A 23,165-nucleotide genomic window follows, 5' to 3' on the forward strand; every position below is an offset into this window, starting at 1 on the left:
ACAAGCTGAACGTGCGACATTCCGCACAAGTTCCTGAGCAAGCCTTTCCCATCACCCGTCAGAGCACTGTAAGCCGGACCTGTGCGTCACCCCCCATCCTTTATCCCCGGCATTTCGGACGCATCCCCAGGGCTCCCCCCGGCGTACGGCACCCGCTCGGTGGCACCATGACCCGGTGACCCACGCAACGCCCCGCCCCATCCAGGTCGTCGCCCACCGCGGTGCCTCGGAGGACGCCCCCGAACACACCCTGGCCGCCTATCGCAAGGCCATCGAGGACGGCGCCGACGCGCTCGAATGCGATGTCCGGCTCACCGCGGACGGCCACCTGGTCCTGGTCCACGACCGCCGGGTGAACCGCACCTCCAACGGCCGCGGCGCCGTGTCCGCCCTGGAGCTCGCGGAACTCGCCGCCCTCGACTTCGGCTCCTGGAAGGACCGCGAGGAGTCCCCCGACTGGGACGCGGACCCCGAGCGGACCTCCGTCCTCACGCTGGAGCGCCTGCTCCAGCTGGTTTCCGACGCCGGGCGCCCGGTGGCCCTCGCGATCGAGACGAAGCACCCCACCCGCTGGGCCGGACAGGTGGAGGAGCGCCTCCTCTTCCTCCTCAAGCGCTTCGGCCTGGACGCTCCGCCGGCCGACGGCCCGCACCCGGTCCGGGTCATGAGCTTCTCCGCGCGCTCGCTGCACCGGGTGCAGGCGGGCGCGCCGACGATCCCGACGGTCTACCTGATGCAGTTCATCTCCCCGCGGATGCGGGACGGGCGGCTGCCGGCCGGTGTGAAGATCGCCGGACCGGGCATGCGGATCGTGCGCAACCACCCCGCCTACATCCGCAAACTCCAGGCCGCGGGCCACTCCGTACACGTGTGGACCGTAAACGAGCCAGAAGACGTTCAGCTCTGCGCTGATCTAGGTGTCGAAGCGATCATTACGAACAGACCACGACAGGTTCTGTCACAGCTCGGGCGCTGACATCCCGGTTTGCGCACCCGCCCCGCAGGGCCCGTCCGTCACAGGGTGTGCCCCGGCGCATCCGCTCCGCGTTCAGTGGTCATGAATGCGTCAGAGCTCTCCGTTTCGGCGGTTTCCGGTCCAGGCCAGGGGGGCATCCAGACCATGGCGTGGGGCTAAGGAGGTTCCGGGGGTGGCGTTGGTGGTGGCACAAGAAGTGCCCACGTCGTCGTGCATGGACGTGACCCATGGTCCTGCGGGCGTGGGCGAGGCGAGGCACCGCATGCGCGAGCAATTGCGCATGAGCGGGGTGTCCGAATCAGTCGTGGACGACGCCGTACTGATCCTTTCCGAACTTCTCAGCAATGCCTGCCGACACGGCCGGCCGCTGGGCTCCGGGGAGATCGGGAACGGGGAGATACGCGCCGCCTGGCGCGTCGACAGGGCGGGACGGCTGACGGTCGAGGTCACGGACGGGGGCGGACCGACCCGCCCGGTTCCGGCCACGCCCTCGGTCACCGCGCGGGGCGGCCGGGGGCTGAACATCATCAGCGCCCTGGCCCAGGACTGGGGTGTCCGGGACGGTGCGTCGGGCGAGGTCACCGTATGGGTGATCGTCGCGTGCGGGGCCCGGCACGAGGATTTCGCTACGCGCGTTGCGCCCCCGGCGATCGACTTCGCCACGGCCTTCGACGATCTGAGTCCCTGACCGGATTCCGCTCGGGATCCGCTCGGGCATCCGGACGGAATTCGGACTGAACCCAGACGGAATCCGCTCGCGATTCCACACGCGGCCGACCGGGAGCGCACGCCGACCGTGCTCCCGGCCGCACCCCGCCGGTTGTGGCGGTACGAACGGCTAGGCTCGCGCCAGACACAACGCCGTACCGCCGCAACCGGGAGACACCCACGATGGCCAAGAAGCGCCCCGCAGCGAAGACTGCAAAGCCGCAGCTCAACAACGGGGAGATCCCGGTGGTGGGCGCCCGCGAGCCCTGCCCCTGCGGATCCGGCCGCCGCTACAAGGCCTGCCACGGCGCCGCCGCAGCGCACGCCGTCACCGAGCACGTCCAGCGCCCGTTCGAGGGTCTGCCCGGCGAGTGCGACTGGGTCGCGCTGCGCGAGCTCGTCCCGGCGGCGACCATCCCGCTCACCCTCAAGGGCGGACTGCCCGAGGGCGTCCCGTCCGTCACGCTGGTGACCGTACTTCCCATGGCCTGGCCGGCGCTGCGCCGTGAGGACGGCTCCGTCCTGCTCGGCCTGCAGAACGACTCGACCACCGGGGACCTCTCCCGGGACATGGCCGACACCCTGGAGCGCGCGCTCGTTGCGGAGCCGGGAACTCCGGTTCCGGCCCGCCGCGTTCCCGCCGAGGGTCCCCGACTTCAGGATCTCCTGGACACGGACGGCGCTTTCGAGCCGGTTGTGCACAGCGGCTTCGAATTCTGGATTCCGGAATCGGAGAGTGCCCAGAACTCCTCTCCGGAGATTGCCGCCTCGCTGGAGCGCGCCAACGCGGCCGCCATCCCGACGGTCAAGCTGGCCGGCGTGGACGCGGCCTACTGGTGCGAGACCCCGGAGAAGAACCACCTGCGCTGGGTCATGCCGCACGCCGAGGAGAAGCTGCTCGACGCCCTCGCTCGGCTGCACGCCGCGGGCACGTCCTCCCTCGGCGAAGGCACCAAGCTCGTCGGTTCCTTCCGCGCGCACGGCCTGATGGTCCCCGTCTGGGACCTGCCCACCGGGGTCACCGCCGACGACGTCGAGAAGCCCGCCGCGGAGTTCGCCGAGCGGCTGGTCGCGGCCCTCGCCGCGGACGCCCCGCTCACCACCGAAGAGCGCCGGGCGCGCGGTGGCCTGACCAACCGCCAGGTCACGCTGAGCTGACGGCCGCACACGCGCGGGTCCGGTGACTGGGGTCACAACTCCCGCTAATCGCCTGCAAATCGGTGTCTGAATATCAGAGATCGAATTTGCGAACAGGCGATCTCTTGTTACGGTTCTTGTAGCCCGGTCGCTGGTGCATCCCCCGTCGCCAGCGACCGGGCCCTCATATTTCCAACGCTGTTCAACCATCTCGCGGTGCCGGTGAGTTGCTCCCGGACCGCAGCAGCAGCGCCCCTTCATCATCCGGAACTGCAAACTCCGCAACAGCCGAGTAGTCGTCCGGCGTTCCCGTCGTTGCCTCGCGCGGCGTCTCGCACAGCCCCGGCTCGTCGCCCGCGTTGATCCCGCAGCGGATCTGCACCGTGCGTCCCGCCGGTCCCATCACCGTCAACACCGCGTCCAGCGGACGGCCGCTGGTGTTGCGGTAGTAGCTGCGGCCCCAGGTCCGGCCCTCGCCCACCAGCACACAGGTCTGCGCTTCCACGCCCTGGGGCGAGGAGAGTTCGGGGCCGCACTGGGATGCCGTACGGGGCTGCTCCGACGGACCGGGCGATCCCGCTTCGGCGGCCCGGCCGGCCGTCCACGCGGAATCGGCGGACTCGCCCGAACGGCCCGAACGCCCCGGCTGACCGGGCTGGTCCGGGCGCGCCCCACCCGACGCACGCGTGGAGTCCGCCGGATCGGACAGTCCCAGCGAGGTGAGCAACCCCCCGCCCTTTCCGTCATCCTGACCGGCGAAATCCGGCCCGGCGATCGCTCCCGCGAGGGGAAGCGACAAGATGACCAGCACACCGGCACCGATACCGACCAAGCGGAGATTCATTCGCCGAAGATAGCGACGCCGGAATGGGGCCCGGAGATCCCCGCGCCCAATTCCCTTGGAAACTCGCCCCGCTGACACCCGTACGAGTGATCTGGCGAATGGGTTGTCGCGCGGAGAACGATCAGTACGCGAGCCGGCTGCCGCCGCCGGGCGCCCCGCTGCTCGCCTCGACCAGCGCGTGCACGACGTCCTCGACCTCCGGCAGCCACAAGCCGTCGGAACCGGCCACCGGTTCCCGCTCCCAGTGCACCTGACCGCCGCCGGACGCGGCGGAGGGCGGCAGCAGCAGATAGCCGCCCTCGCCGTGGAAGCGCAGCGAGGAGGGCACGTGGTCCTTGGAGTAGAGGAGTTCGCCGAGCCGCTCCAGCGAGTACGGAGCCACCAGCAGCGACCACCGGGTCGGCGAAGCGACGATCGGGCCGAGCCGCATGCCCTGCGCGTCCAGCCGTACGACGGCGCGCGCGGCGGCGACCGCCGGGAGGCTCACCGCGCAGGGGGCGGACCCGCCCGTGGCCAGCAGCACCGGGGCCGAGGGCCGCCTGGCCCACCACCAGGCCACCATGCGGGCGTCGGTGCTGGCGGCGAGCAGCCCCGGATCGAAGGGATGCGCCCCGGGCACCACGCAGTCGGGGTCGGGGCAGGCGCACCGCGCGCTGTCGGCGCCGGAGCGGCCGACTCCGGGCAGCACCGGCCACTGCCAGGCGGTGGCGCAGGTCAGCGCCGCGTCGAGGAGGGTCGGGGTACGGGTCACGGGGGGGCGGTTCGCCGGGGTTCGCGTCGTCGGGGTTCGCTTGGCCGGAGTACGGGTCGCCGGGGCATGGGCCGCCGGGGTACGGGTCGTCGGAGTACGGCCGTCCGCCGCGCGGGAGCCCGGGAACCGGGCGGCCGAGCACAGGGACCGCAGACGATCGCGGAGCCGCTGGAGACGCCTTCCGAGGATCTCGCGCATGAGCGCTCGTTCCTTTCCGTTGAACGCCGAGGGCCACATCACACCACGTATGCGGTGTTTCACCACACGTGCACGTTTCGCGTCACTGTCCGCCTTGAAGCAGGTTCACACGGTTCGTGCCGGTTTCTTACGGGTCCATGAAACGTCCGGCGGGGCGGAGCGCAACCCGCGCCGATACCCAGACCGGCTGCCGCCGCTAAGGACGACGGCCCGTGCCGGGCGGTTCCCGGCGGGTGCCGGACCGCGTCAACTCTCCCTGGGCATCACCGATTACGTACCCGGAGCGACTTCGACGCCCGCTCAGTCGATCGCAAAAACAGCCCGCTTCCAGCTTTTTCCGGCCAAGTTCTAGCCTTGGCTCGACGGTGAGTTGCCGTCTCACGGACACCAGGATTCCCACCTGGGCAATGCTGGACATCGCTCCTCGTGTGCGTGTAGATGTGGATTCAATGATGGCGGCGCAGCACGATCTGGGGGTTTGCGATGCTACGTGGCGAATCGCACCAGGTGGAAAGGCGGACGCCATGAGCGCGCCGCATCTGCCGAAAGTGGCTGGAATCGATCCAGCAGTTACCGCGTCGCCGCACACTGCGGCGCCCGCACCCGCGCGCACCACTCCCGCACCCGCCCCTACCCCTCCCGCCGGCACCCTCATCCAGGACCGGCTGGCGGGCATGGTCTCCGACCTCACCACGCTCAACGAACTCACCGAGCGGCTGGCCCGGGCCGGCGACCTCGACTCCTCGCTGCACGAGTTCCTGCGCGCCGGCGCCGCACTCGTCGGCGCCCGCCGCGGCCTGATCGTCCTGGAGCCCTCCGACGGACTCGGCCCCAGCACCACCGTCGGCCTGGGGCTCGGCCGCGCCGACCTCGGCCACATCGAGACCGTGCCGCGCAGCGCCACCTCGTACGGCCGCATCCTCGACGGGCTCCCCGACGCCCGGGGCGGCTCCGAGGTGCTCCCCGAACCCGGCGCGCCCCCCGGCGCCGGAGGGTACGGCGCCCCCGTCGACCCCCGTCACCGCGAGGTCGCCGCCCGCCTCGGCTACGCCGCGAGCTACGCGCTGCCGCTGACCGCCGAGGCAACCGGGCGGCTCGGCGCGGCCGTCTGGCTCTACGACGAGCAGGCCGAACCCAGCGAACGCCAGCGCGACCTCGTCGGGCTGTACGTCCGGCACGGCTCCGAGCACCTGGCCCGGATGGTGGAGATCGACCGTTCGCGCTCCCGCCTGGCCAGCGTCGCCGAGGAGCTGCTGCCCAGCCGGCTCCCCCGGATCCCCGGCGTCCAGCTCGCCGCCCGCCACCACACCGGCCCGTTCGGCGGCGGCGACTGGTACGACGCGCTGCCGCTGCCCGAGGGGGCCATGGGCCTCGCCGTCGGCTCCGTCACCGGGGCCGGCCCGAGCGCCGTCGCCGCGATGGGGCGGCTGCGGGCGTCGCTGCGCGCGTACGCCGTCATGGAGGGGGAGGATCCCGTCGCGGTCCTCTCCGATCTGGAGCTGCTGCTGCGCCTGACCGAGCCGGCGCGCTCGGCGACCGCCCTCTTCGCGTACTGCGAGCCCGCCCAGCGCAAGATCATCCTGGCCGGGGCCGGGCATGCGCCGCCGCTGCTCATCGGCGAGCGCCGCACCGAGTACGTGGAGACCTCGCTCTCCGCGCCGCTCGGGATGCTGGCCTGCTGGGAAGCACCGAGCGTGGAGATCGAACCCGCACCCGGAGAAACGGTGCTGCTGTACACCGACGGGCTGCTGCGGCGCACCGGTGACCCCATGGACCGGGCGTACGCCCGGCTGCACGCGGCGGCCGCGGGGGTCCCCCGTAGCGCCCGGGACGACCCGGCCGCCATCTGCGACCACATCCTGCGCAACGTGCTCCCCGAGGGAGTCGCCGAGGCGGCGCTGGAGGACGCCGTCGAGGACATCGTGCTGCTCGCCGTCCGGTTTGACTGATCAATCACACATAAAGTGGTTTATCTTCCCCTCGCGCCTACGATGGACTGGGTCCTCACCAGGACCGCGTCCCAACCGTTCCGTCGCAGCTGAGGAGAAGAAGTGGCTGACGAGCTCACCCCGGAGACCCCGGAAGAAGAGCAGCCCCAGAAGAAGCACGAGCAGCGCAAGAACGGGCTGTATCCGGGCGTCAGCGACGAACTCGCCGACAGCATGCGCGCAGGCTGGGCCGACACCGAGCTGCACGGCCTGAAGCCCGTCGCCCAGGCCGCGCACACGGCCGAGCGCCGTGCCTCGCTGTCCGCGCGCTTCCCCGGTGAGCGGATCGTGGTCCCCGCGGGCCGGCTCAAGACCCGCTCGAACGACACCGAGTACCCGTTCCGCGCCTCGACCGAGTACGCGTACCTCACCGGCGACCAGACCGAGAACGGCGTCCTGGTCCTGGAGCCCGCAGGCACCGGCGGCCACCGCGCCACCATCTACCTGCTGCCGCGCTCCAACCGCGAGAACGGCGAGTTCTGGCTGTCCGGCCAGGGCGAGCTGTGGGTCGGCCGCCGCCACTCCCTCACCGAGGCCGAGCAGCTGCTCGGCATCCCGGCGAAGGACGTCCGCGAGCTCGCCGACGCCCTCGCCGAGGCCGGGGGCCCGGTGCGCGTGCTGCGCGGGCACGACGCGGTCATCGAGACGGCCCTGACGGACAAGGTCACCGCCGAGCGGGACGAGGAGCTGCGCGTCCACCTCTCCGAGGCCCGCGTCGTGAAGGACGCGTTCGAGGTCGCCGAGCTGCAGAAGGCCGTCGACTCCACCGTCCGCGGCTTCGAGGACGTCGTGAAGGTGCTCGACAAGGCCGAGGCCACCTCCGAGCGCTACATCGAGGGCACCTTCTTCCTGCGCGCCCGCGTCGAGGGCAACGACGTCGGCTACGGCTCCATCTGCGCCGCCGGCCCTAACGCCTGCACCCTGCACTGGGTCCGCAACGACGGCCGGGTCCGCCCCGGCGACCTGCTGCTGCTCGACGCCGGCGTGGAGACCCGCGACCTCTACACCGCCGACGTCACGCGGACGCTGCCGATCAACGGCACGTACAGCGACATCCAGCGCAAGGTCTACGACGCCGTGTACGAGGCCCAGGAGGCGGGCATCGCCGCCGTCCGGCCCGGCGCGAAGTTCCGCGACTTCCACGACGCCGCGCAGCGCGTGCTCGCCGAGAAGCTCGTCGAGTGGGGTCTGCTGGAGGGTCCGGTCGAGCGGGTCCTGGAGCTGAGCCTCCAGCGCCGCTGGACCCTGCACGGCACCGGCCACATGCTCGGCATGGACGTCCACGACTGCGCCGCCGCGCGCACCGAGGCGTACGTGGACGGGACGCTGGAGCCCGGCATGTGCCTCACCGTCGAGCCCGGTCTGTACTTCCAGACCGACGACCTGACCGTGCCCGAGGAGTACCGCGGCATCGGCGTCCGGATCGAGGACGACATCCTCGTCACGGAGGACGGCAACCGGAACCTGTCGGCCGGGCTGCCCCGCGCGTCGGCCGAGGTCGAGGCGTGGATGGCGGCGCTCAAGGGCTGACCTCCGGCGCGCGACCGGTGGGCGGGTTCTCGTACGCGAGTCCCGCCCATCGGCGTTCCCGGGCGGCGCCGCGGCATCGCCCGGGAGTGCTCCCGGCGCACATCCGAGGAGTGCTCCCGCGCGGCGGTTACGACACCTTGAGCAGCGCTCCCTCGCGCCACTTGAGGATCTTGTCGAAGCTGACCTCCGCGCCCCGGCCCGGCCGGTTGCTGAACCGGACGTGATCGGCGAGTTCGGTGATCAGCCCCAGCCCCCGGCCGTGCTCCTTCTCCGAGGGCGCCGCCGGCCCCGGCCCGTGCCCCGCCACGGTCGCCGGCGGGAATCCCGGACCCGAGTCGGTCACCTCGATGCGGCAACAGTCCCCGTCCAGATACGCCGTGACGCGGTACGCCGCGCACGCCTCCGGGGCCGGGTCGTCGTCCGGACCGGGGCACGCACCGGTGGCCGGGCCGCCGTGCTCCACCGCGTTCGCGCAGGCCTCGCTCAACGCCACCGACAGATCGAAGGAGATGTCCGGGTCCACCCCCGCGGTCTCCATCGTCCCCAGCAGCAACCGCCGGGCGAGCGGGACGCTCGCGGCTTCGCGCCGCAAGTGGAGAGACCACCAGATGCTCATACGGTTACCTATTGCCTCCCGCGGTGGGCCGTAAGCCCCCGGCGGCCGCCACAGCCCTCATTCGGCCGATGTGACACTCCCGGGCCCCGGTGTATGACCACGATCGGCTCCAACACCCGCCGCGCGGACGGCCTCCGGAGCGGCCCGGCGACGGACGCACCGGACGTTTCGGACCTGCCGTATGGGAGACCTAAGCGCAGTGCGATGATGACCCGGCCATGTCTGACCCCCACACGACGCCCGCCGGAGCCGGTCTCCGGACGATCCGGGCCGCGGTGTTCACCGCGGTCTGCGTCGTGCTGTCCGCGGCCGGGCATGCCGTGGCGTCCTGCGCCACCGTGCCCTGGTGGGTCCTCGGCATCGCCTTCCTGGCCGTCTTCGCGGTCGCGGCCACCCTCGCGGGACGCCGGCACACGCTGCCCGGCATCGCCGCCGGGCTGACCGTCGGCCAGCTGGGGCTCCACGCGTTGTTCGGCCTCGGCCAGCACAGCGCCGCGGCCACTCCGGCGGCGGGCGGCGCCTCCTCCGCCGACACCTCGCTGGCGGCGCTCGCCGCCCAGCTGGTCTGCGGCGGCAACTCCGTTCCGCTCAGCCCGGCCGACGCCCGGCGGGTCCTGGAGACCGCCGGCCTCGACCCGGCCGCCATGGCCGGACAGGCCGCCGCGCAGGGGCACACGGCCCACGCGCACCTCGCCCAGGCCGCCACGGAGCCCACGACCGGCCTGTTCAGTCCGGCCATGCTGATGGGCCACCTGCTGGCCGCACTCGCCGCCGGCTGGCTGCTCGGGCGCGGCGACGCCGCCCTGTTCCGGCTCGTCGAGCTGTCCCGGCTGTCCGGCGACACCGACCCGGTCCGCCCGCTGCGGGCCGCGCTGGCCTTCGTACGCACCCTGGTGTCCGGTCTTCCGGGCACGCCGCCCCGTACCGCCCGGGGTTCCCGGACCGCGGCCGCTCCGGCGGCCCCGACCGGCCGGGAGGCACTCCAGCACACGGTGATCAGGCGCGGTCCGCCCGCGGCGGCGTTCGCCCTCGCTGCCTGACGCGGCACCCCACTCCCCGGAACATCCGGCGAGAGCACCGGTGCCGCGAACTCCGCGCGCGCCCGCGCCCGGAGCCACCGTCATCCCTGCTTCCGTGGAGTGATCCCGTCATGAAGACCTCTCGCGTCTCGTTCGCCGCCGCCCTTGCCGCCGGCTCCGTCCTCCTCCTCTCCGGCACCGCCTTCGCGCACGTCAGCGTGCAGCCCGGCGACGCCGCCAAGGGCGGCTACGCGACCATCAACTTCAAGGTCCCGAACGAGCGCGACAACGCCTCGACCACCCAGCTGGAGGTCAACTTCCCGATCGACCAGCCGCTCACGTCCGTCATGCCTCAGGACATCCCCGGCTGGACCGTGAAGATCGAGAAGAGCAAGCTCGACAAGCCGCTCACCGTGCACGGCAAGCAGATCAACGAGGCCGTCACCAAGGTCACCTGGAGCGGCGGCAAGATCGAGCCCGGCAAGTTCCAGCAGTTCCCGGTCTCCGTCGGCAAGCTGCCCGAGGACGCCGACCAGATGGTCTTCAAGGCGATCCAGACGTACGACAACGACGAGATCGTCCGCTGGATCGAGGAGACCAAGGAAGGCGCCGCGGAACCGCAGAACCCGGCGCCGGTCCTGAAGCTGACCGCCGCCAAGGACGCCGACCACCACGACGCCGGCGGCAAGAAGACGGACGCGGCCGACGGCGGCAAGAACGCGGACAAGAACCACGAGGACGGCCAGACCAAGGCCGCCAAGGGCGGCTCCGACACGACCGCGCGCGCCCTCGGCGTCGCCGGCATCGTCGTCGGACTCGGCGGAATCGCCTTCGGTGTCGCCTCGCGCCGCCGCGCCTCCTGACCTGCCGCACCCGTAGAACATCCTCAGCATCCCCGATCCCAGGGACATCTCTTCATGCGCACCACACGCGTGACCGTCGCCGCCCTCGCGGCGGCGGCCGCCCTCACCCTCACCGCCTGCGGCGGCGAGACAGCAAAGAACAGCTCGGTCAAGCAGATCAGCGGCCAGGCCAAGGCCGGGGCCGCGACCGTGCTCGACCGCCCCTTCAGCAAGCCGGACCTCGTCCTGACGGACACCACCGGCAAGCCCTGGAACCTGCGCGAGCAGACCAAGGGCAAGCCGACGCTCATCTACTTCGGCTACACCAACTGCCCCGACGTGTGCCCCCTGACGATGAGCAACATCGCCGTCGCCAAGAAGGCACTGCCCAAGGCCGACCAGGAGAAGCTCCAGGTCGTCTTCGTCACCACCGACCCCGAACGGGACACCCCCGAGTCCCTCGGCGCGTGGCTCAGGTCCCAGGACACCGCCTTCACCGGTCTGACCGGGGACTTCGCCACCATCCAGGCCGCCGCGCGCAGTCTCGGCATCGGTATCGAGGCCGCCAAGAAGGAGGCCAACGGCGACGTCGTCTCCATGCACGGCGCGCAGGTCATCGCGTTCTCTCCCAAGACGGACGAGGGCTACGTCCTCTACGGCGAGAGCACCTCCGTCGATGACTACACCAAGGACCTGCCGAAGATCGTCAAGGGAGAGAACCCGTGAACCGCCGCACCACCCGCACCATCGCCGCCGCCCTCTCCCTGACGGCAGCGCTCGCCATATCCGGCTGCTCCTCCGACTCGGACTCCGGCTCCGGGTCCAAGAGCGGGGCTGCCAAGCCCGAGATGACGGTCAGCGGCGGCTACATGCCCGAACCCGTCAACGACAAGATGGCCGGCGCGTTCATGGTCATCAAGAACGGCTCCAAGACCGCGGACAAGCTCGTCGGCGTCACGAGCCCGCTCTCGGACGATCTCCAGATCCACGAGACCAAGGACCAGAAGATGCAGCAGGTCCAGGCCATGGACGTGCCCGCCAACGGTGAGCTGAATCTGGAGCGCGGCGGGAGCCACGTCATGTTCATGGGGCTCAAGAACACCCCGAAGGTGGGCGAGAAGGTCACCGTCGAGCTGCGCTTCGAGAAGGCCGACCCCGTCAAGGTCGAGCTGGACGTCAAGGAGCGGACGTACAACGCCAAGAACTCCACCGCCCACTGACGGACCGAGGGACTGACACGCCATGACGGCCACCGCCCCATCCACGGCCCGCGTCCGGGCCACGGCACTCCTGCCGCGGCTCGCGCTGGTCCTCGCAGCCCTGCTGGCAACCCTGTTCACCGCGGCCACCCCGGCCACGGCGCACGCCGCACTCACCGCGAGCGACCCCAAGGACGGGGCGGTGGTCGCCACGGCCCCCGCCCAGGTCAACCTCTCCTTCTCGGAACAGGTCGCCATGGGCGGCGACTCCATCCGCGTGCTGGACCCCCAGGGCAAGCGCGTCGACACCGGTGAACTGCGCGACCTGTGCAGCGGGTCGATCATCCGCTACGGCACCGCCCTGCACACCGGCCTGCCGAACGGCACCTACACCGTCGCCTGGCAGGCCGTCTCCGCCGACAGCCACCCGGTCTCCGGTGCCTTCACCTTCTCCATCGGAGCGCCTTCGCAGACCAGCGTCAGCCTGGCCGGCCAGGAAGCGGGCGGCGGTCCCGTCGGCGTCGTCTACGACATCGCCCGCTACGCCGCGTACGGGGGCTTCGCCGTTCTCGTCGGAGCCTCCGCCTTCCTGCTGCTGTGCTGGCGCCGGGGCGCGGCCGAGCGTCCCCTTCAGAAGCTCGTCGTGGGGGCCTGGGTCACCCTCACCGTCGCCACCCTGGCGATGCTGCTGCTGCGCACCCCGTACACCGGCTCCGGGAACTTCACCGACGCCTTCGACCTCGGCGGGCTGAGGGCCGTCCTGGAGACCAAGACCGGAGCCTCCCTGGTCTCCCGGCTGCTGCTCCTCGGCGCGGCCGCGCTGTTCATCGCCGTCCTCTTCGGGGCGTACGCGCGGAGCCAGAGCGCCGCCGCCGGACGTCCGAAGGCCGCCAGGTCCTCGGGCGGCCCGAACGGGGCGGACACCGCCAAGGACACCAACGACCTCGCGTTCGGCCTGGGCATCGGCGGAGGGGTCGTCGCCGCCGGCATCGCCGCCACCTGGGCGCTGTCCGAGCACGCTTCCACCGGCATCCAGACCGGTATCGCCATGCCCGTCGACATCCTGCACCTGCTGGCCGTCGCCACCTGGCTCGGCGGCCTCACCGCGCTGCTCGTCGCCCTCCACAAGGTCCCCGGGATCGAGCGCGAGGCCGTCCAGCGGTTCTCCCGGGTCGCTTTCATCAGCGTCCTGGTCCTCACCGTGACGGGCGTCTACCAGTCCTGGCGCCAGGTCGGCAGCTGGTCCGCCCTGACCGGCACCAGCTACGGGCAGCTCCTGCTCGTCAAGGTGGGCCTGGTCGCCGTCCTGGTCACCATCGCCTACGCCTCCCGGACGTGGACCACGCGGCTCGCCGAGACTCCCGCCGGGAAGAGCGCCAAGGTCGTCTCCCAGCGCGATGTTTCACGTGAAACAGAGTCCGTGACCGTCCCCGCCGACCCCAAGCGCGCCGCCCAGCTCGCCCGGCAGCGGGCCGCCCGTGCCAACGCGCGCGAGAAGCAGGTCCGTGACGCCGACTCCGACCGGGTCGGCCTGCGCCGCTCCGTCCTCGCCGAGGCGGCGGTCGCCGTCGTCCTGCTCGCCGTCACCACCATCCTGACCAGCACGGAGCCCGGCCGGACCGCGGAACTGGAAGCCGGCGGCACCAGCGCCGACACCTCCACGGCCGTCCCCGACCGCGCCGTCAAGATCAGCCTTCCGTTCGACACCGGCGGCCCGGCCGGCAAGGGAACCATCCGGCTCGAACTCGACCCGGGGCGGATCGGCGCCAACGCCGTCCACCTGTGGGCGGACAGCCCGGACGGCCAGCCCCTCGACCTCCCCGAGGTCAAGGTCGCCTTCACCCTGCCCACCAAGGACATCGGCCCCCTGCCGCTCGCCCCGGAGCGGGCGGCGCCCGGACACTGGAGCGCCACCGGCGTGCAGCTGCCGCTCGCCGGCGAATGGCGCATCGACGTGACCGTCCGCACCTCCGACATCGACCAGACGACCGTCCAGAAGAACGTCAAGATCGGCTGACCCGCGTGACCGAGAACAACGAGAGCAACGAGAGCAACCCCGACATCGAGATCTCCCGGCGCCGGCTGCTGGGCACGGTCGGCGCCGCGGGCGCCGTCGGGCTCGCGCTCGGCGCCACGGGCGGGGCCCTCGTACAGTCCGCGGTGGGCGATTCGGGGACGGCCGGAGCCCACGGTGGCGCCGGGGCGCTCAGCTCGCTCGGAGCGACCCGGATCGCCTTCGACGGGGATCACCAGGCCGGCATCACCAACCCGCTCCAGGCCAAGGGCCACGTCATCGCCTTCGACCTCGCGCCCGGCGCCGGCCGCAAGGAGGCGGCCGCCCTGCTGCGCCGCTGGTCGCAGACCGCTCGCCGGCTCATGGCCGGTGAGGCCGCCCCGACCGCCGACACCGGCATCGCCCTCGATGCCGGGCCGTCCTCGCTCACCGTCACCTTCGGCTTCGGCCACTCCTTCTTCGACCGCACCGGGCTCACCGACCGCCGCCCGACCGCCCTCGATCCGCTGCCGGACTTCTCCGGCGACCGGCTCGACGCCCAGCGCAGCAACGGTGACCTCTGGGTCCAGATCGGCGCCGACGACGGGCTCGTCGCCTTCCACGCCCTGCGCTCCCTCCAGAAGGACGCCGGTGAGGCCGCGCGCGTGCGCTGGCAGATGAACGGCTTCAACCGCACTCCCGGAGCCACCAGCGCCCCGATGACCGCCCGCAACCTGATGGGCCAGATCGACGGCACCGGAAACCCCAAGCCGGCGCAGCCCGACTTCGACAAGCGGATCTTCGTCCCGGCCGTCGGCCCCGGCCCCGCCGAGCACGCCTGGATGGGCAACGGCTCGTACGCCGTCGTCCGGCGCATCCGCATGCTCCTCGACGACTGGGACAAGCAGTCCACCGCCGCGCAGGAGCAGGTCATCGGTCGTACCAAGGCCACCGGCGCGCCCCTGACCGGCGGCAGCGAGACCACCCCGATGAACCTCGCCGCATTCGGGGCGGACGGCAAGCCCGTGATCCCCTCCAACGCCCACGCCCGGATCTCCGCCCCCGAACAGAACGGCGGGGCCGCCATGCTGCGGCGTCCCTTCTCCTTCCACGACGGGATCGGCGCCGACGGCACCCCGGACGCCGGACTGCTGTTCATCTGCTGGCAGGCCGACCCGCTGCGCGGGTTCGTCCCCGTCCAGCGCAAGCTCGACCGCGGCGACGCGCTGTCCGCGTTCATCCGGCACGAGTCCAGCGGCCTGTACGCCGTACCGCCCGGACCACGGGCCGGGGAGTACGTGGGACAGCGGCTGCTCGAAGGGTGAACGGGCCCGCCCCGGCCGGTGACCCGGCATTAGGCTGATCGCATGTCGGCCACCCGTTTCACCTATCTCGGTCCCGAGGGCACGTTCACCGAAGCCGCCCTTCGCACCCTCCCGGAAGCCGCCACCCGGGAGCTCGTCCCGATGGTGTCCGTTCCGGCCGCCCTGGACGCCGTGCGGGGCGGTGAGGCCGCCGCCGCACTGGTGCCCATCGAGAACTCGGTGGAGGGCGGGGTCACCGCGACCCTCGACGAGCTGGCGTCCGGCGAACCGCTGATGATCTACCGCGAGGTGCTGCTGCCCATCGCGTTCGCGCTGCTCGTGCGGCCGGGGACCAAGCTGTCGGACATCAAGACGGTCACCGGACACCCGGTCGCGCAGCCGCAGGTGCGCAACTGGCTGCGGGCCAACCTGCCCGAGGCGGTGTGGGAGTCGGCCGCCTCCAACGCCGACGGGGCCCGGCTGGTGCAGGAGGGCCGCTTCGACGCCGCCTTCGCCGGTGAGTTCGCCGCCGTCACCTACGGGCTGGAGGCGCTGGTCACCGAGATCCACGACGCGCAGAACGCCGAGACCCGGTTCGTCCTCGTGGGCCGGCCCGCGCGCCCGGCGGCGCCGACCGGCGCCGACAAGACCTCCGTGGTGCTGTGGCTCGGCGACGACCACCCTGGTGCGCTGCTGGAACTGCTCCAGGAATTCTCCGTGCGCGGGGTCAACCTGATGCTGATCCAGTCCCGGCCGACCGGCGCGGGCATCGGCAACTACTGCTTCGCCGTCGACGCGGAGGGACACATCTCCGACCGCCGGGTGAGCGAGGCGCTGATGGGTCTCAAGCGGACCTGCCCGCAGGTCCGTTTCCTGGGCTCCTACCCGAGGGCCGGTGTCGCTGTGGGTGACGTACGTCCCGCGCGGCCCGGAACCTCGGAGGGTGACTTCACGGCCGCGTCGGACTGGCTGACGCGTTGCCTCGACGGCCGGGCGTAGGAGCTCGTCCACTGTCCACAGAGTTATCCACAGGGCGAGATGGGGACCTGGGGACAAGTCGACAGAGCAGCGCGACAAGGTCGACAAATCGGTCGGGGGGCCCGGGTTTCGCGCTGGCGAGCGGGAGGTGAACGGCGTCACCGCCGTATCGCCGAGCAACTCTTTGGGGCGAGTCATTCCCACCCGAATGAGTGTGTGAGGGCGGTTTGAACCCCGATTCACCCCGACCACCCACCGGTCACGAATGATCTATTTCCGTGTCCACAGATACCGCGCACAGCCTGTGGATAAGGTGGGTCCCGCCGGAATTCCTGTGGACAAGGAAGGGCCTGCGAGCCTGTTCAGGAGCCGACGGCCGCTCGACGATCTGCCCCATTTCGGGGAATGGGCCGCATTTATTGACAACCTGCCGGGCGCTCCCTTCCAGCCAGCGGGCCAGTCTTTTCCATTCACCTCAATTGGGGCATAGCGACACACAGCGTGATATCGGTGTGATCCCCAGAAGCCCGGCCCGGTAGCCTGGAGGGGTGATTGACCTCCGGCTGCTCCGTGAAGACCCTGACCGTGTCCGCGCCTCGCAGCGCGCCCGTGGAGAGGACGTCGACCTCGTCGACGCATTGCTCTCCGCCGACGAGCGCCGCAGGTCCTCCGGCATGCGCTTCGACGAACTGCGCAATGAGCAGAAGTCGCTCGGCAAGCTGATCCCGAAGGCCTCTCCGGAGGAGCGGGCGGAACTCCTGAAGAAGGCCGAGCAGCTCAAGGGCGACGTCAAGGCCGCGGAAGCCGAGCAGAACGAGGCCGACGAGGCCGCCAAGCGGCTCCTCCTCCAGCTCGGAAACATCGTCCACACCGATGTACCGGTCGGCGGCGAGGAGGACTTCACCGTCCTCGAAACGCACGGCACCATCCGCGACTTCGCCGCCGAGGGCTTCGAGCCCAAGGACCACCTGGAACTCGGCGAGTCGCTGGGCGCCATCGACGTCGAGCGCGGCGCCAAGGTCTCCGGCTCGCGGTTCTACTACCTGACCGGCGTCGGCGCGCTGCTGGAGCTCGCCCTGGTCAACGCGGCGATCGCGCAGGCCACCGAGGCCGGCTTCATCCCGATGCTGACCCCGGCCCTGGTCCGGCCGCGCGCCATGGAGGGCACCGGCTTCCTCGGCCAGGCCGCGGAGAACGTGTACCACCTGGAGAAGGACGACTACTACCTCGTCGGCACCTCCGAGGTCCCCCTCGCCGCGTACCACATGGACGAGATCATCGACGCCGACAAGCTGCCGCTGCGGTACGCCGGCTTCTCGCCGTGCTTCCGCCGCGAGGCCGGTACGTACGGCAAGGACACCCGCGGCATCTTCCGCGTCCACCAGTTCGACAAGGTCGAGATGTTCTCGTACGTCGCGCCGGAGGAGGCCGAGGCCGAGCACCAGCGCCTCCTGGAGTGGGAGAAGCAGTGGCTGACCAGCCTGGAGCTGCCGTTCCAGGTGATCGACGTCGCCACCGGTGACCTGGGCTCCTCCGCCTCGCGCAAGTTCGACTGCGAGGCCTGGATCCCGACCCAGGGCAAGTACCGCGAGCTGACCTCCGCCTCGAACTGCGACGGCTTCCAGGCGCGCCGCCTGTCGATCCGCTACCGCGACGGCAAGAAGACCGCGCCGCTGTCGACGCTGAACGGCACGCTGTGCGCCGTACCGCGCACGATCGTGGCCATCCTGGAGAACCACCAGCAGGCCGACGGCTCGGTGCGCGTGCCCGCGGCGCTGCGTCCCTACCTCGGCGGCCGCGAGGTTCTGGAGCCGATCGCCAAGTGAGCCCGGTTCCGTTCCCGTACAAGCTCGTCGCGACCGACCTCGACGGCACGCTGCTGCGCGGCGACGACACCGTCTCGGAACGCACCCGTGAGGCGCTCGTCGCGGCCACCGCGGCGGGCGCGGCACACATCATCGTCACCGGCCGGGCCGTGCCCTGGACCCGGGGAGTGCTCGACGACCTCGGCTACAAGGGGATCGCGGTCTGCGGTCAGGGTGCCCAGGTCTACGACGCGGGCGCGCACCGGCTGCTGACCTCGGTGACCCTGGACCGGCAGCTCGCCGGACTGGCGCTGTCCAAGCTGGAGGCCGAGATCGGTTCTCTGGCGCTGGCGGCCAGCCGGGACGGGGTCGACGGCGAGGTGCTCATCGGGCCCGGCTACCAGGTGCAGGAGGGCCTTCCGGCCGTCTACCTGGAGGACACCACCGCGGTGTGGACGGCCCCGCTGAACAAGCTGTACATCCAGCACCCGACGCTGGGCGACGACGAGCTCGTCAGGGCGGCCCGGCAGACCGTGGGAAGCCTGGTCGACATCGTCATGGCGGGTGCCGGGATAGTGGAGATCCTGCCGCTGGGGCTGACGAAGGCCACCGGCCTGTCGCTGGCCGCGCGCCGGCTGGGGGTGAAGGCGGCGGAGACGATCGCCTTCGGCGACATGCCCAATGACATCCCGATGTTCGGCTGGGCCGCGCACGGGGTGGCGATGGCAAACGCCCACGCGGAACTGAAGGCCGTGGCCGACGAGGTGACGGCCTCCAATGAGGAGGACGGCATCGCGGTGGTGCTGGAACGTCTGCTCGGCGCCGCCTGACGGCTCCGCCCGGGACGGGGAAAGGTCCGGAACAGCCCGCGCCGTGAGGCGCGCTCGAAGTGGCTGCTCCGGACCTTTTTGTTGCTCCCCGCACGGCTCACTCTGCCCCGGCCGCAGGCCCCGTACCAGTGAATTTCCGCGCATCAGCGGTGAATCCGGCGGCCGCCCCGGGGACGGTCCCGCTCATGTTTCACGTGAAACGGTGGTCGGCTGCGGGTGCCGGGTGAGCGGCCAGGCGAGCAGGCCGACGGCGAGGGCGATCGCGTGCCCGAGGTCGGTGAAATTGGCTCCGGTGAGGAGCGGGATCCCGAAGAAGGCGACGACCCCGGCGAGGTAGAACCATCGCCACGGATGGGGGAGCCGGTAGGTCAGGACCCCGATGGCGGCGGCGAGTCCGTAGCTGACGCCGATGTCGACGACGTGGACCATGCTGCGTGGGGCGCGGTGGTCACGGATGGCCGAGAGGACCACCCGCTGGCTGACCAGGGTGGCGGTGATGTGGGCGGTCGCGACGATCACGAACCAGCGCAGGGTGCCGAGCCAGCGTTCGACGGGGGCGTGGAAGAACTCGAAGAGCACGGCGTAGAGGGCCAGGGAGGCCGGGTTCTCGATCCAGAAGGCGCTGGAGATCAGGGACCGTATCGGGTGCCGGGTGAGCTCGTGGAGGTTGCTGCTGTTGCGGTGGAGCAGAACGTGATCGAGCTGATCGGGCGCGATGACCACGATGACGCTGGTGAGGGCGATGATCAGCAGCCACAGATGCGTACCCGGCGAGGAGCGTATCCAGGACCGCAGAGGCCTGGACAGCTCGGGCTCGGGGTGCTCGATCATGCACTGATGATGGCCTGCGCGGCTGTGCCCCGCCTGGCCGGTGGGCCGGGCGGGGCACAGTGCGCGGGGCGGGGCGGGCCGGGTCCTACTCCTCGCCCGCCAGGGTGAGGCGGCGCAGCTTCTGCCCGGCGTAGACGGTGGCGCCGACGGTCACGACGGCGAGCAGCACCGCCGCGGTGGGCAGGCCGACGCTGGCGTCCACGTATCCGGCGCCGGCGACCTTCTCGGCGAGGGAGAGGGCCCACTGCTGGACGCTGAGGGTCTTGGCACCGGAGACCAGGCTGCCGAAGAGCGACTCCCAGATCAGCGCGTAGACGAGGCCGAAGACGACCGCGTGCCGGCTGACGGTGCCCAGCAGCAGGAACAGCGCGCTGTAGGCGATCGAGGCGACGAGGGCCGCGACCGTGTAGGCGACGGCGATCTGCTGTCCGTTGCCGTTCAGGATGAATCCGGCGATCAGCGTGGGGATCGCGGAGAAGGCCATGGTGACGGCGATCGCGACGATCAGCTTGGTCATGATGATCGTCGGGCGCTTCACCGGCTTGGAGAGCAGGTAGACGATCGAGCCGTCGTCGATCTCGGGGCCGATGGCTCCGGTGCCGGCGATCACGCCGATCAGCGGGACCATCGTGGCGAGGGCGAACCCGCCGAGCAGGTCGGCGGCGACCTTGTCGTCCACCCCGGTGAAGGCGCGGACGGCGACGGCGATGACGATCAGCAGGGCGGGCAGCGCGAAGAGGATCAGCGCGCGGCGGCGGCCGAGCAGGGCCCGGTAGGTGAGCCGGGCGACGGTGGGGTTGTACATGGTGCCAGCTCCTTCAGGCCGCGACGAGGTAGGAGAAGACCGACTCTAGGGACTCGTCGGAGGGCGAGACCGTCAGCAGCCGGATGCCGTGGTCGCGGGCGACCCGCGGCAGCAGCTCGGTGAAGCGTCCGAAGTCGACGGCCTGGATGCGCAGGGCGCCTTCCTTGTGGTCGACCTCGATTCCGGCGGTGGACGGATCGGCGATCAGGGCCGCGGCGAGGGCCCGGTCGTCCGAGGAGCGGACGAGGTAGCGGTGCGGGCGGTCCGTCATCAGGCGACGGATCTTGCGGAAGTCGCCGGAGGCCGCGTGCCGGCCGGCGACGACCACCTCGATGTGGGAGGCGAGCTGCTCGACCTCTTCCAGGATGTGCGAGGAGAACAGGACGGTGCGTCCCGAGTCGCCCATCCGCCGCAGCAGGTCCATGAGCTGCATGCGCTGGCGCGGGTCCATGCCGTTGAAGGGCTCGTCGAGGAGGAGCACGGACGGGTCGTGGACGAGGGCGGAGGCCATCTTCACACGCTGGCGCATGCCCTTGGAGTACGTGGAGATCTTGCGGTCCTGGGCGTACTCCATCTCGACGGTGGCGAGCGCCCGCTGGGCGGCCGCGTCGTCGAGCCCGTGGAGTTCGGCGTTGGCGACGACGAACTCGCGGCCGGTGAGGAAGTCGTACATGGCCTCGCGCTCGGGTACGACCCCGATCTGCTTGTAGACCTGTTCGTTCTGCCAGATCGGCGCGCCGTCGAGGGTGACGGTGCCGGTCGAGGGGGCGAGGAAGCCGCCCATCATGTTGATGAGGGTGGACTTGCCGGCGCCGTTCGGGCCGAGCAGCCCGGTGACCCCGGGGCCGATGCGCATCGAGACGTCGTTGACGGCCACGACGTTTCCGAACCAGCGGGAGGTGTGGTCGATGTCGATGAAGGTCACAGCCCGGCCTTCCGGTAGCGGGCCATCAGGGCGGCGTAGGAGCCGGCGATGAGGCCGAGGACGACGAGCAGGTAGACGATGCCGACACCGGTCGAGGGTGCCTCCTGGCCGGGGAAGGCGGAGGTGGCATTGAGGAAGGCGGCCTGGACCCCGTCGATCAGGCTGATCGGGGAGAAGAGGCCCATCCACTCGATGGCGCCGGTGGCGCCGGTGGAGTAGGCGACGGCCTGCACCGTGGAGACGGCGCCGTAGGGGATGAGGAGCAGGGCGATGACCGCGGCGACGCCGAACCCGCGGCGCGGGGTGAGCGCGGCCATGACGAGGCCGAGGCCGGCGAAGAGCAGCGACAGCAGCAGTACGGACACGAGACCCTGCGCGAATCCCTCGGTCTGGTGGGCGAAGTCGAACTTGGCCAGCAGCGAGCCGATGTACATGATCAGCAGCGGCGTGGCGGTGAGGATGAACAGTGCCGAGGCCATGGCCGCGTACTTGGCCAGGACGTAGTCGGCGCGCTCGATGGGCCGCGAGAAGTACAGCGGCACCGTCTTGAAGCGGAGGTCCCTGGAGACCGACTGCGGTGCCTGGGAGGCGAGGTAGAGGCCGATGACCACCTGGGTGGTCAGGGCGTACGTCGTGTACTTGAGCGGCAGGTCGGTGGAGCCGGGGACCGCGATGGCCACCGCGACGATGATCAGCGCGGGCACGCACATCACCGCGAAGAGGATCATCGGGAGGACCTTGGACTTGGCGGACCGGCCCAGCCCGTAGGCGCCGCGCAGGGACTGCGAGAACAGCGACTTGCGGGCGTAGGCGCGGCCGAGGCGGGGCCCTTCGTAGGACCGGTATCCGATGTTGTGGATCTGCGTGGAGGTGTCAGGCGCCATCGGAACCGGCTCCCTTCCGGACGAGCTGCTGCTGGTCGTTGTCGCGGAAGACCTCCGCGATGTGGTGGCGGCGCTGTTCCATGCGGACCAGGCCGAGGCCGAGGTCGGCGACGGTGTCGCGGACCCGGTCGTACGTCTCTTCCCCGGTGGCCTCGACCAGCAGGATGTGGCCGGCGCCGGGCAGGCCCTGCTCCTCGCCCTCGTGCAGGGAAAGGCCCGCCGCGGTGAGCGCCGCGCGCAGGGCTGCGGTGCCGTCCGGGTGGGTGTCGGAGTCGGTGACCTCGACCGCGAGGGTCGTGGTGGTCTGGGTGAAGTCGCTGGTGGAGCTGGAGCGCAGCAGCTTGCCGCCGTCGACGACCACGACGTGGTCGCAGGTCCGCTCCAGCTCTCCGAGGAGGTGGGAGGTGACCAGCACGGAGATCCCGAAGTCGGTGTAGACGCGGCGGATCAGGCCGAGCATCTCGTCGCGGCCGACGGGGTCGAGGCCGTTGGTGGGCTCGTCGAGGAGGACCAGCTGGGGGTCGTGGACGAGCGCCTGGGCCAGCTTGACGCGCTGCTTCATGCCGGTGGAGTAGCCGCCGATGGGGCGGTAGCGCTCCTCGTACAGCCCCACGTGGCGCAGGGTGTCGGCAGTTCGCTCGCGGGCCGCGGTCGGCGGCAGTCCCGACATGCGCGCCATGTGGACGACGAACTCGGTGGCCGAGACGTCGGGTGGCAGGCAGTCGTGTTCGGGCATGTAGCCGACGCGCTCACGGATGGCGCTGCCGTGAGTGGCGACGTCGAGTCCGAGCACGGCGGCGCGCCCCTCGGTGGCGGGGGACAGTCCCAGCAGGATTTTGATCAGCGTGGACTTGCCGGCTCCGTTGGCACCCACGAGTCCGGTAACGCCGGGCCCGATGTCCAGGGAGAGCCGGTCGAGTGCGGTTACTCGGGGGTACCGCTTGCTCAGGCTTTCGGTCGCAATGACAGTCACGAGTCCGACGTTATCGGCGCGATCCCCGG

The 23,165-nt window shown here is 71.0% G+C and carries 22 protein-coding genes; 14 read left to right on the forward strand and 8 right to left on the reverse strand.

Going from position 1 to position 23,165, the window contains the following annotated elements; translation table 11 throughout:
- Positions 1-175 precede the first annotated feature (175 nt).
- The 3 genes from IE248_RS13890 to IE248_RS13900 all read left to right on the forward strand — a co-directional run bounded on the left by IE248_RS13890 (position 176) and on the right by IE248_RS13900 (position 2,842).
- Positions 176-976: a glycerophosphodiester phosphodiesterase gene (locus tag IE248_RS13890; RefSeq protein ID WP_073797725.1), complete on the forward strand. Its 801-nt coding sequence runs from the start codon at positions 176-178 to the stop codon at positions 974-976.
- 85 nt (positions 977-1,061) lie between these two features.
- Positions 1,062-1,664: an ATP-binding protein gene (locus IE248_RS13895; protein ID WP_008741026.1), complete on the forward strand. Its 603-nt coding sequence runs from the start codon at positions 1,062-1,064 to the stop codon at positions 1,662-1,664.
- Between the two features lie 203 nt (positions 1,665-1,867).
- Positions 1,868-2,842, forward strand: coding sequence for a DUF5926 family protein (locus tag IE248_RS13900; protein WP_008741027.1), 975 nt, complete (start codon positions 1,868-1,870; stop codon positions 2,840-2,842).
- Between the two features lie 181 nt (positions 2,843-3,023).
- Here the strand turns inward: IE248_RS13900 and IE248_RS13905 are convergent, their stop codons facing one another.
- Together IE248_RS13905 and IE248_RS13910 are read right to left on the reverse strand one after the other, a co-directional pair.
- Positions 3,024-3,665, reverse strand: coding sequence for a hypothetical protein (locus IE248_RS13905; protein ID WP_229895307.1), 642 nt, complete (start codon positions 3,663-3,665; stop codon positions 3,024-3,026).
- A gap of 121 nt (positions 3,666-3,786) precedes the next feature.
- Entirely contained in the window at positions 3,787-4,416 is a 630-nt protein-coding gene (locus IE248_RS13910) for a bifunctional DNA primase/polymerase (protein ID WP_073797985.1), read from the reverse strand.
- Between the two features lie 605 nt (positions 4,417-5,021).
- On the opposite strand from IE248_RS13910, the gene IE248_RS13915 reads away from it, so the two are divergent.
- Positions 5,022-6,563, forward strand: a complete 1,542-nt coding sequence (locus IE248_RS13915; RefSeq protein ID WP_078489096.1) for a PP2C family protein-serine/threonine phosphatase — start codon at positions 5,022-5,024, stop codon at positions 6,561-6,563.
- Between the two features lie 102 nt (positions 6,564-6,665).
- Positions 6,666-8,132 (forward strand): aminopeptidase P family protein, encoded by a 1,467-nt coding sequence (locus IE248_RS13920; protein ID WP_073797729.1) that lies wholly within the window; start codon positions 6,666-6,668, stop codon positions 8,130-8,132.
- 127 nt (positions 8,133-8,259) lie between these two features.
- Here IE248_RS13920 and IE248_RS13925 read toward each other — a convergent pair whose 3' ends face one another.
- A complete protein-coding gene (locus IE248_RS13925) occupies positions 8,260-8,748 on the reverse strand; it encodes an ATP-binding protein (RefSeq protein WP_073774045.1) in 489 nt (162 codons plus the stop codon).
- 218 nt (positions 8,749-8,966) lie between these two features.
- Between IE248_RS13925 and IE248_RS13930 the strand changes: the two genes are divergently transcribed.
- The 9 genes from IE248_RS13930 to IE248_RS13970 all read left to right on the forward strand — a co-directional run bounded on the left by IE248_RS13930 (position 8,967) and on the right by IE248_RS13970 (position 18,718).
- Positions 8,967-9,788 (forward strand): hypothetical protein, encoded by an 822-nt coding sequence (locus IE248_RS13930; RefSeq protein WP_008741034.1) that lies wholly within the window; start codon positions 8,967-8,969, stop codon positions 9,786-9,788.
- Positions 9,789-9,898: 110 nt separating this feature from the next.
- Positions 9,899-10,630, forward strand: a complete 732-nt coding sequence (locus tag IE248_RS13935) for a YcnI family copper-binding membrane protein (RefSeq protein ID WP_037792839.1) — start codon at positions 9,899-9,901, stop codon at positions 10,628-10,630.
- Between the two features lie 54 nt (positions 10,631-10,684).
- On the forward strand, positions 10,685-11,335 hold the full coding sequence (locus IE248_RS13940; protein ID WP_190030882.1) for an SCO family protein: 651 nt from the start codon (positions 10,685-10,687) through the stop codon (positions 11,333-11,335).
- Positions 11,332-11,829: a copper chaperone PCu(A)C gene (locus tag IE248_RS13945; protein ID WP_100581308.1), complete on the forward strand. Its 498-nt coding sequence runs from the start codon at positions 11,332-11,334 to the stop codon at positions 11,827-11,829. The genes IE248_RS13940 and IE248_RS13945 overlap by 4 nt, the downstream gene beginning before the upstream one ends.
- A 22-nt stretch (positions 11,830-11,851) precedes the next feature.
- Complete coding sequence (locus tag IE248_RS13950; RefSeq protein ID WP_190030883.1) at positions 11,852-13,825, forward strand: copper resistance CopC/CopD family protein; 1,974 nt, start codon at positions 11,852-11,854, stop codon at positions 13,823-13,825.
- Complete coding sequence (efeB, locus tag IE248_RS13955) at positions 13,750-15,126, forward strand: iron uptake transporter deferrochelatase/peroxidase subunit (protein WP_073797734.1); 1,377 nt, start codon at positions 13,750-13,752, stop codon at positions 15,124-15,126. The genes IE248_RS13950 and efeB overlap by 76 nt, the downstream gene beginning before the upstream one ends.
- A 42-nt stretch (positions 15,127-15,168) precedes the next feature.
- Positions 15,169-16,104: a prephenate dehydratase gene (gene pheA / locus IE248_RS13960; protein WP_073797735.1), complete on the forward strand. Its 936-nt coding sequence runs from the start codon at positions 15,169-15,171 to the stop codon at positions 16,102-16,104.
- Positions 16,105-16,631: 527 nt separating this feature from the next.
- Positions 16,632-17,909, forward strand: a complete 1,278-nt coding sequence (serS, locus tag IE248_RS13965) for a serine--tRNA ligase (protein WP_008741721.1) — start codon at positions 16,632-16,634, stop codon at positions 17,907-17,909.
- Complete coding sequence (locus IE248_RS13970) at positions 17,906-18,718, forward strand: HAD family hydrolase (protein WP_008741720.1); 813 nt, start codon at positions 17,906-17,908, stop codon at positions 18,716-18,718. The genes serS and IE248_RS13970 overlap by 4 nt, the downstream gene beginning before the upstream one ends.
- A gap of 183 nt (positions 18,719-18,901) precedes the next feature.
- Here IE248_RS13970 and IE248_RS13975 read toward each other — a convergent pair whose 3' ends face one another.
- The 5 genes from IE248_RS13975 to IE248_RS13995 all read right to left on the reverse strand — a co-directional run bounded on the left by IE248_RS13975 (position 18,902) and on the right by IE248_RS13995 (position 23,136).
- Positions 18,902-19,549, reverse strand: a complete 648-nt coding sequence (locus tag IE248_RS13975; protein WP_008741719.1) for a rhomboid-like protein — start codon at positions 19,547-19,549, stop codon at positions 18,902-18,904.
- Between the two features lie 85 nt (positions 19,550-19,634).
- Positions 19,635-20,354: an ABC transporter permease gene (locus IE248_RS13980; protein ID WP_008741718.1), complete on the reverse strand. Its 720-nt coding sequence runs from the start codon at positions 20,352-20,354 to the stop codon at positions 19,635-19,637.
- 13 nt (positions 20,355-20,367) lie between these two features.
- Positions 20,368-21,279, reverse strand: a complete 912-nt coding sequence (locus tag IE248_RS13985; protein WP_008741717.1) for an ABC transporter ATP-binding protein — start codon at positions 21,277-21,279, stop codon at positions 20,368-20,370.
- Complete coding sequence (locus tag IE248_RS13990) at positions 21,276-22,163, reverse strand: ABC transporter permease subunit (RefSeq protein WP_008741716.1); 888 nt, start codon at positions 22,161-22,163, stop codon at positions 21,276-21,278. The genes IE248_RS13985 and IE248_RS13990 overlap by 4 nt, the downstream gene beginning before the upstream one ends.
- A complete protein-coding gene (locus IE248_RS13995; protein ID WP_008741715.1) occupies positions 22,153-23,136 on the reverse strand; it encodes an ABC transporter ATP-binding protein in 984 nt (327 codons plus the stop codon). Before IE248_RS13995 ends, IE248_RS13990 begins: the two co-directional genes overlap by 11 nt.
- Between the last annotated feature and the right edge of the window lie 29 nt (positions 23,137-23,165).

It is taken from the genome of Streptomyces goshikiensis, from assembly GCF_014650555.1.
In the GTDB taxonomy this organism is placed as follows: Bacteria; Actinomycetota; Actinomycetes; order Streptomycetales; family Streptomycetaceae; genus Streptomyces; species Streptomyces goshikiensis.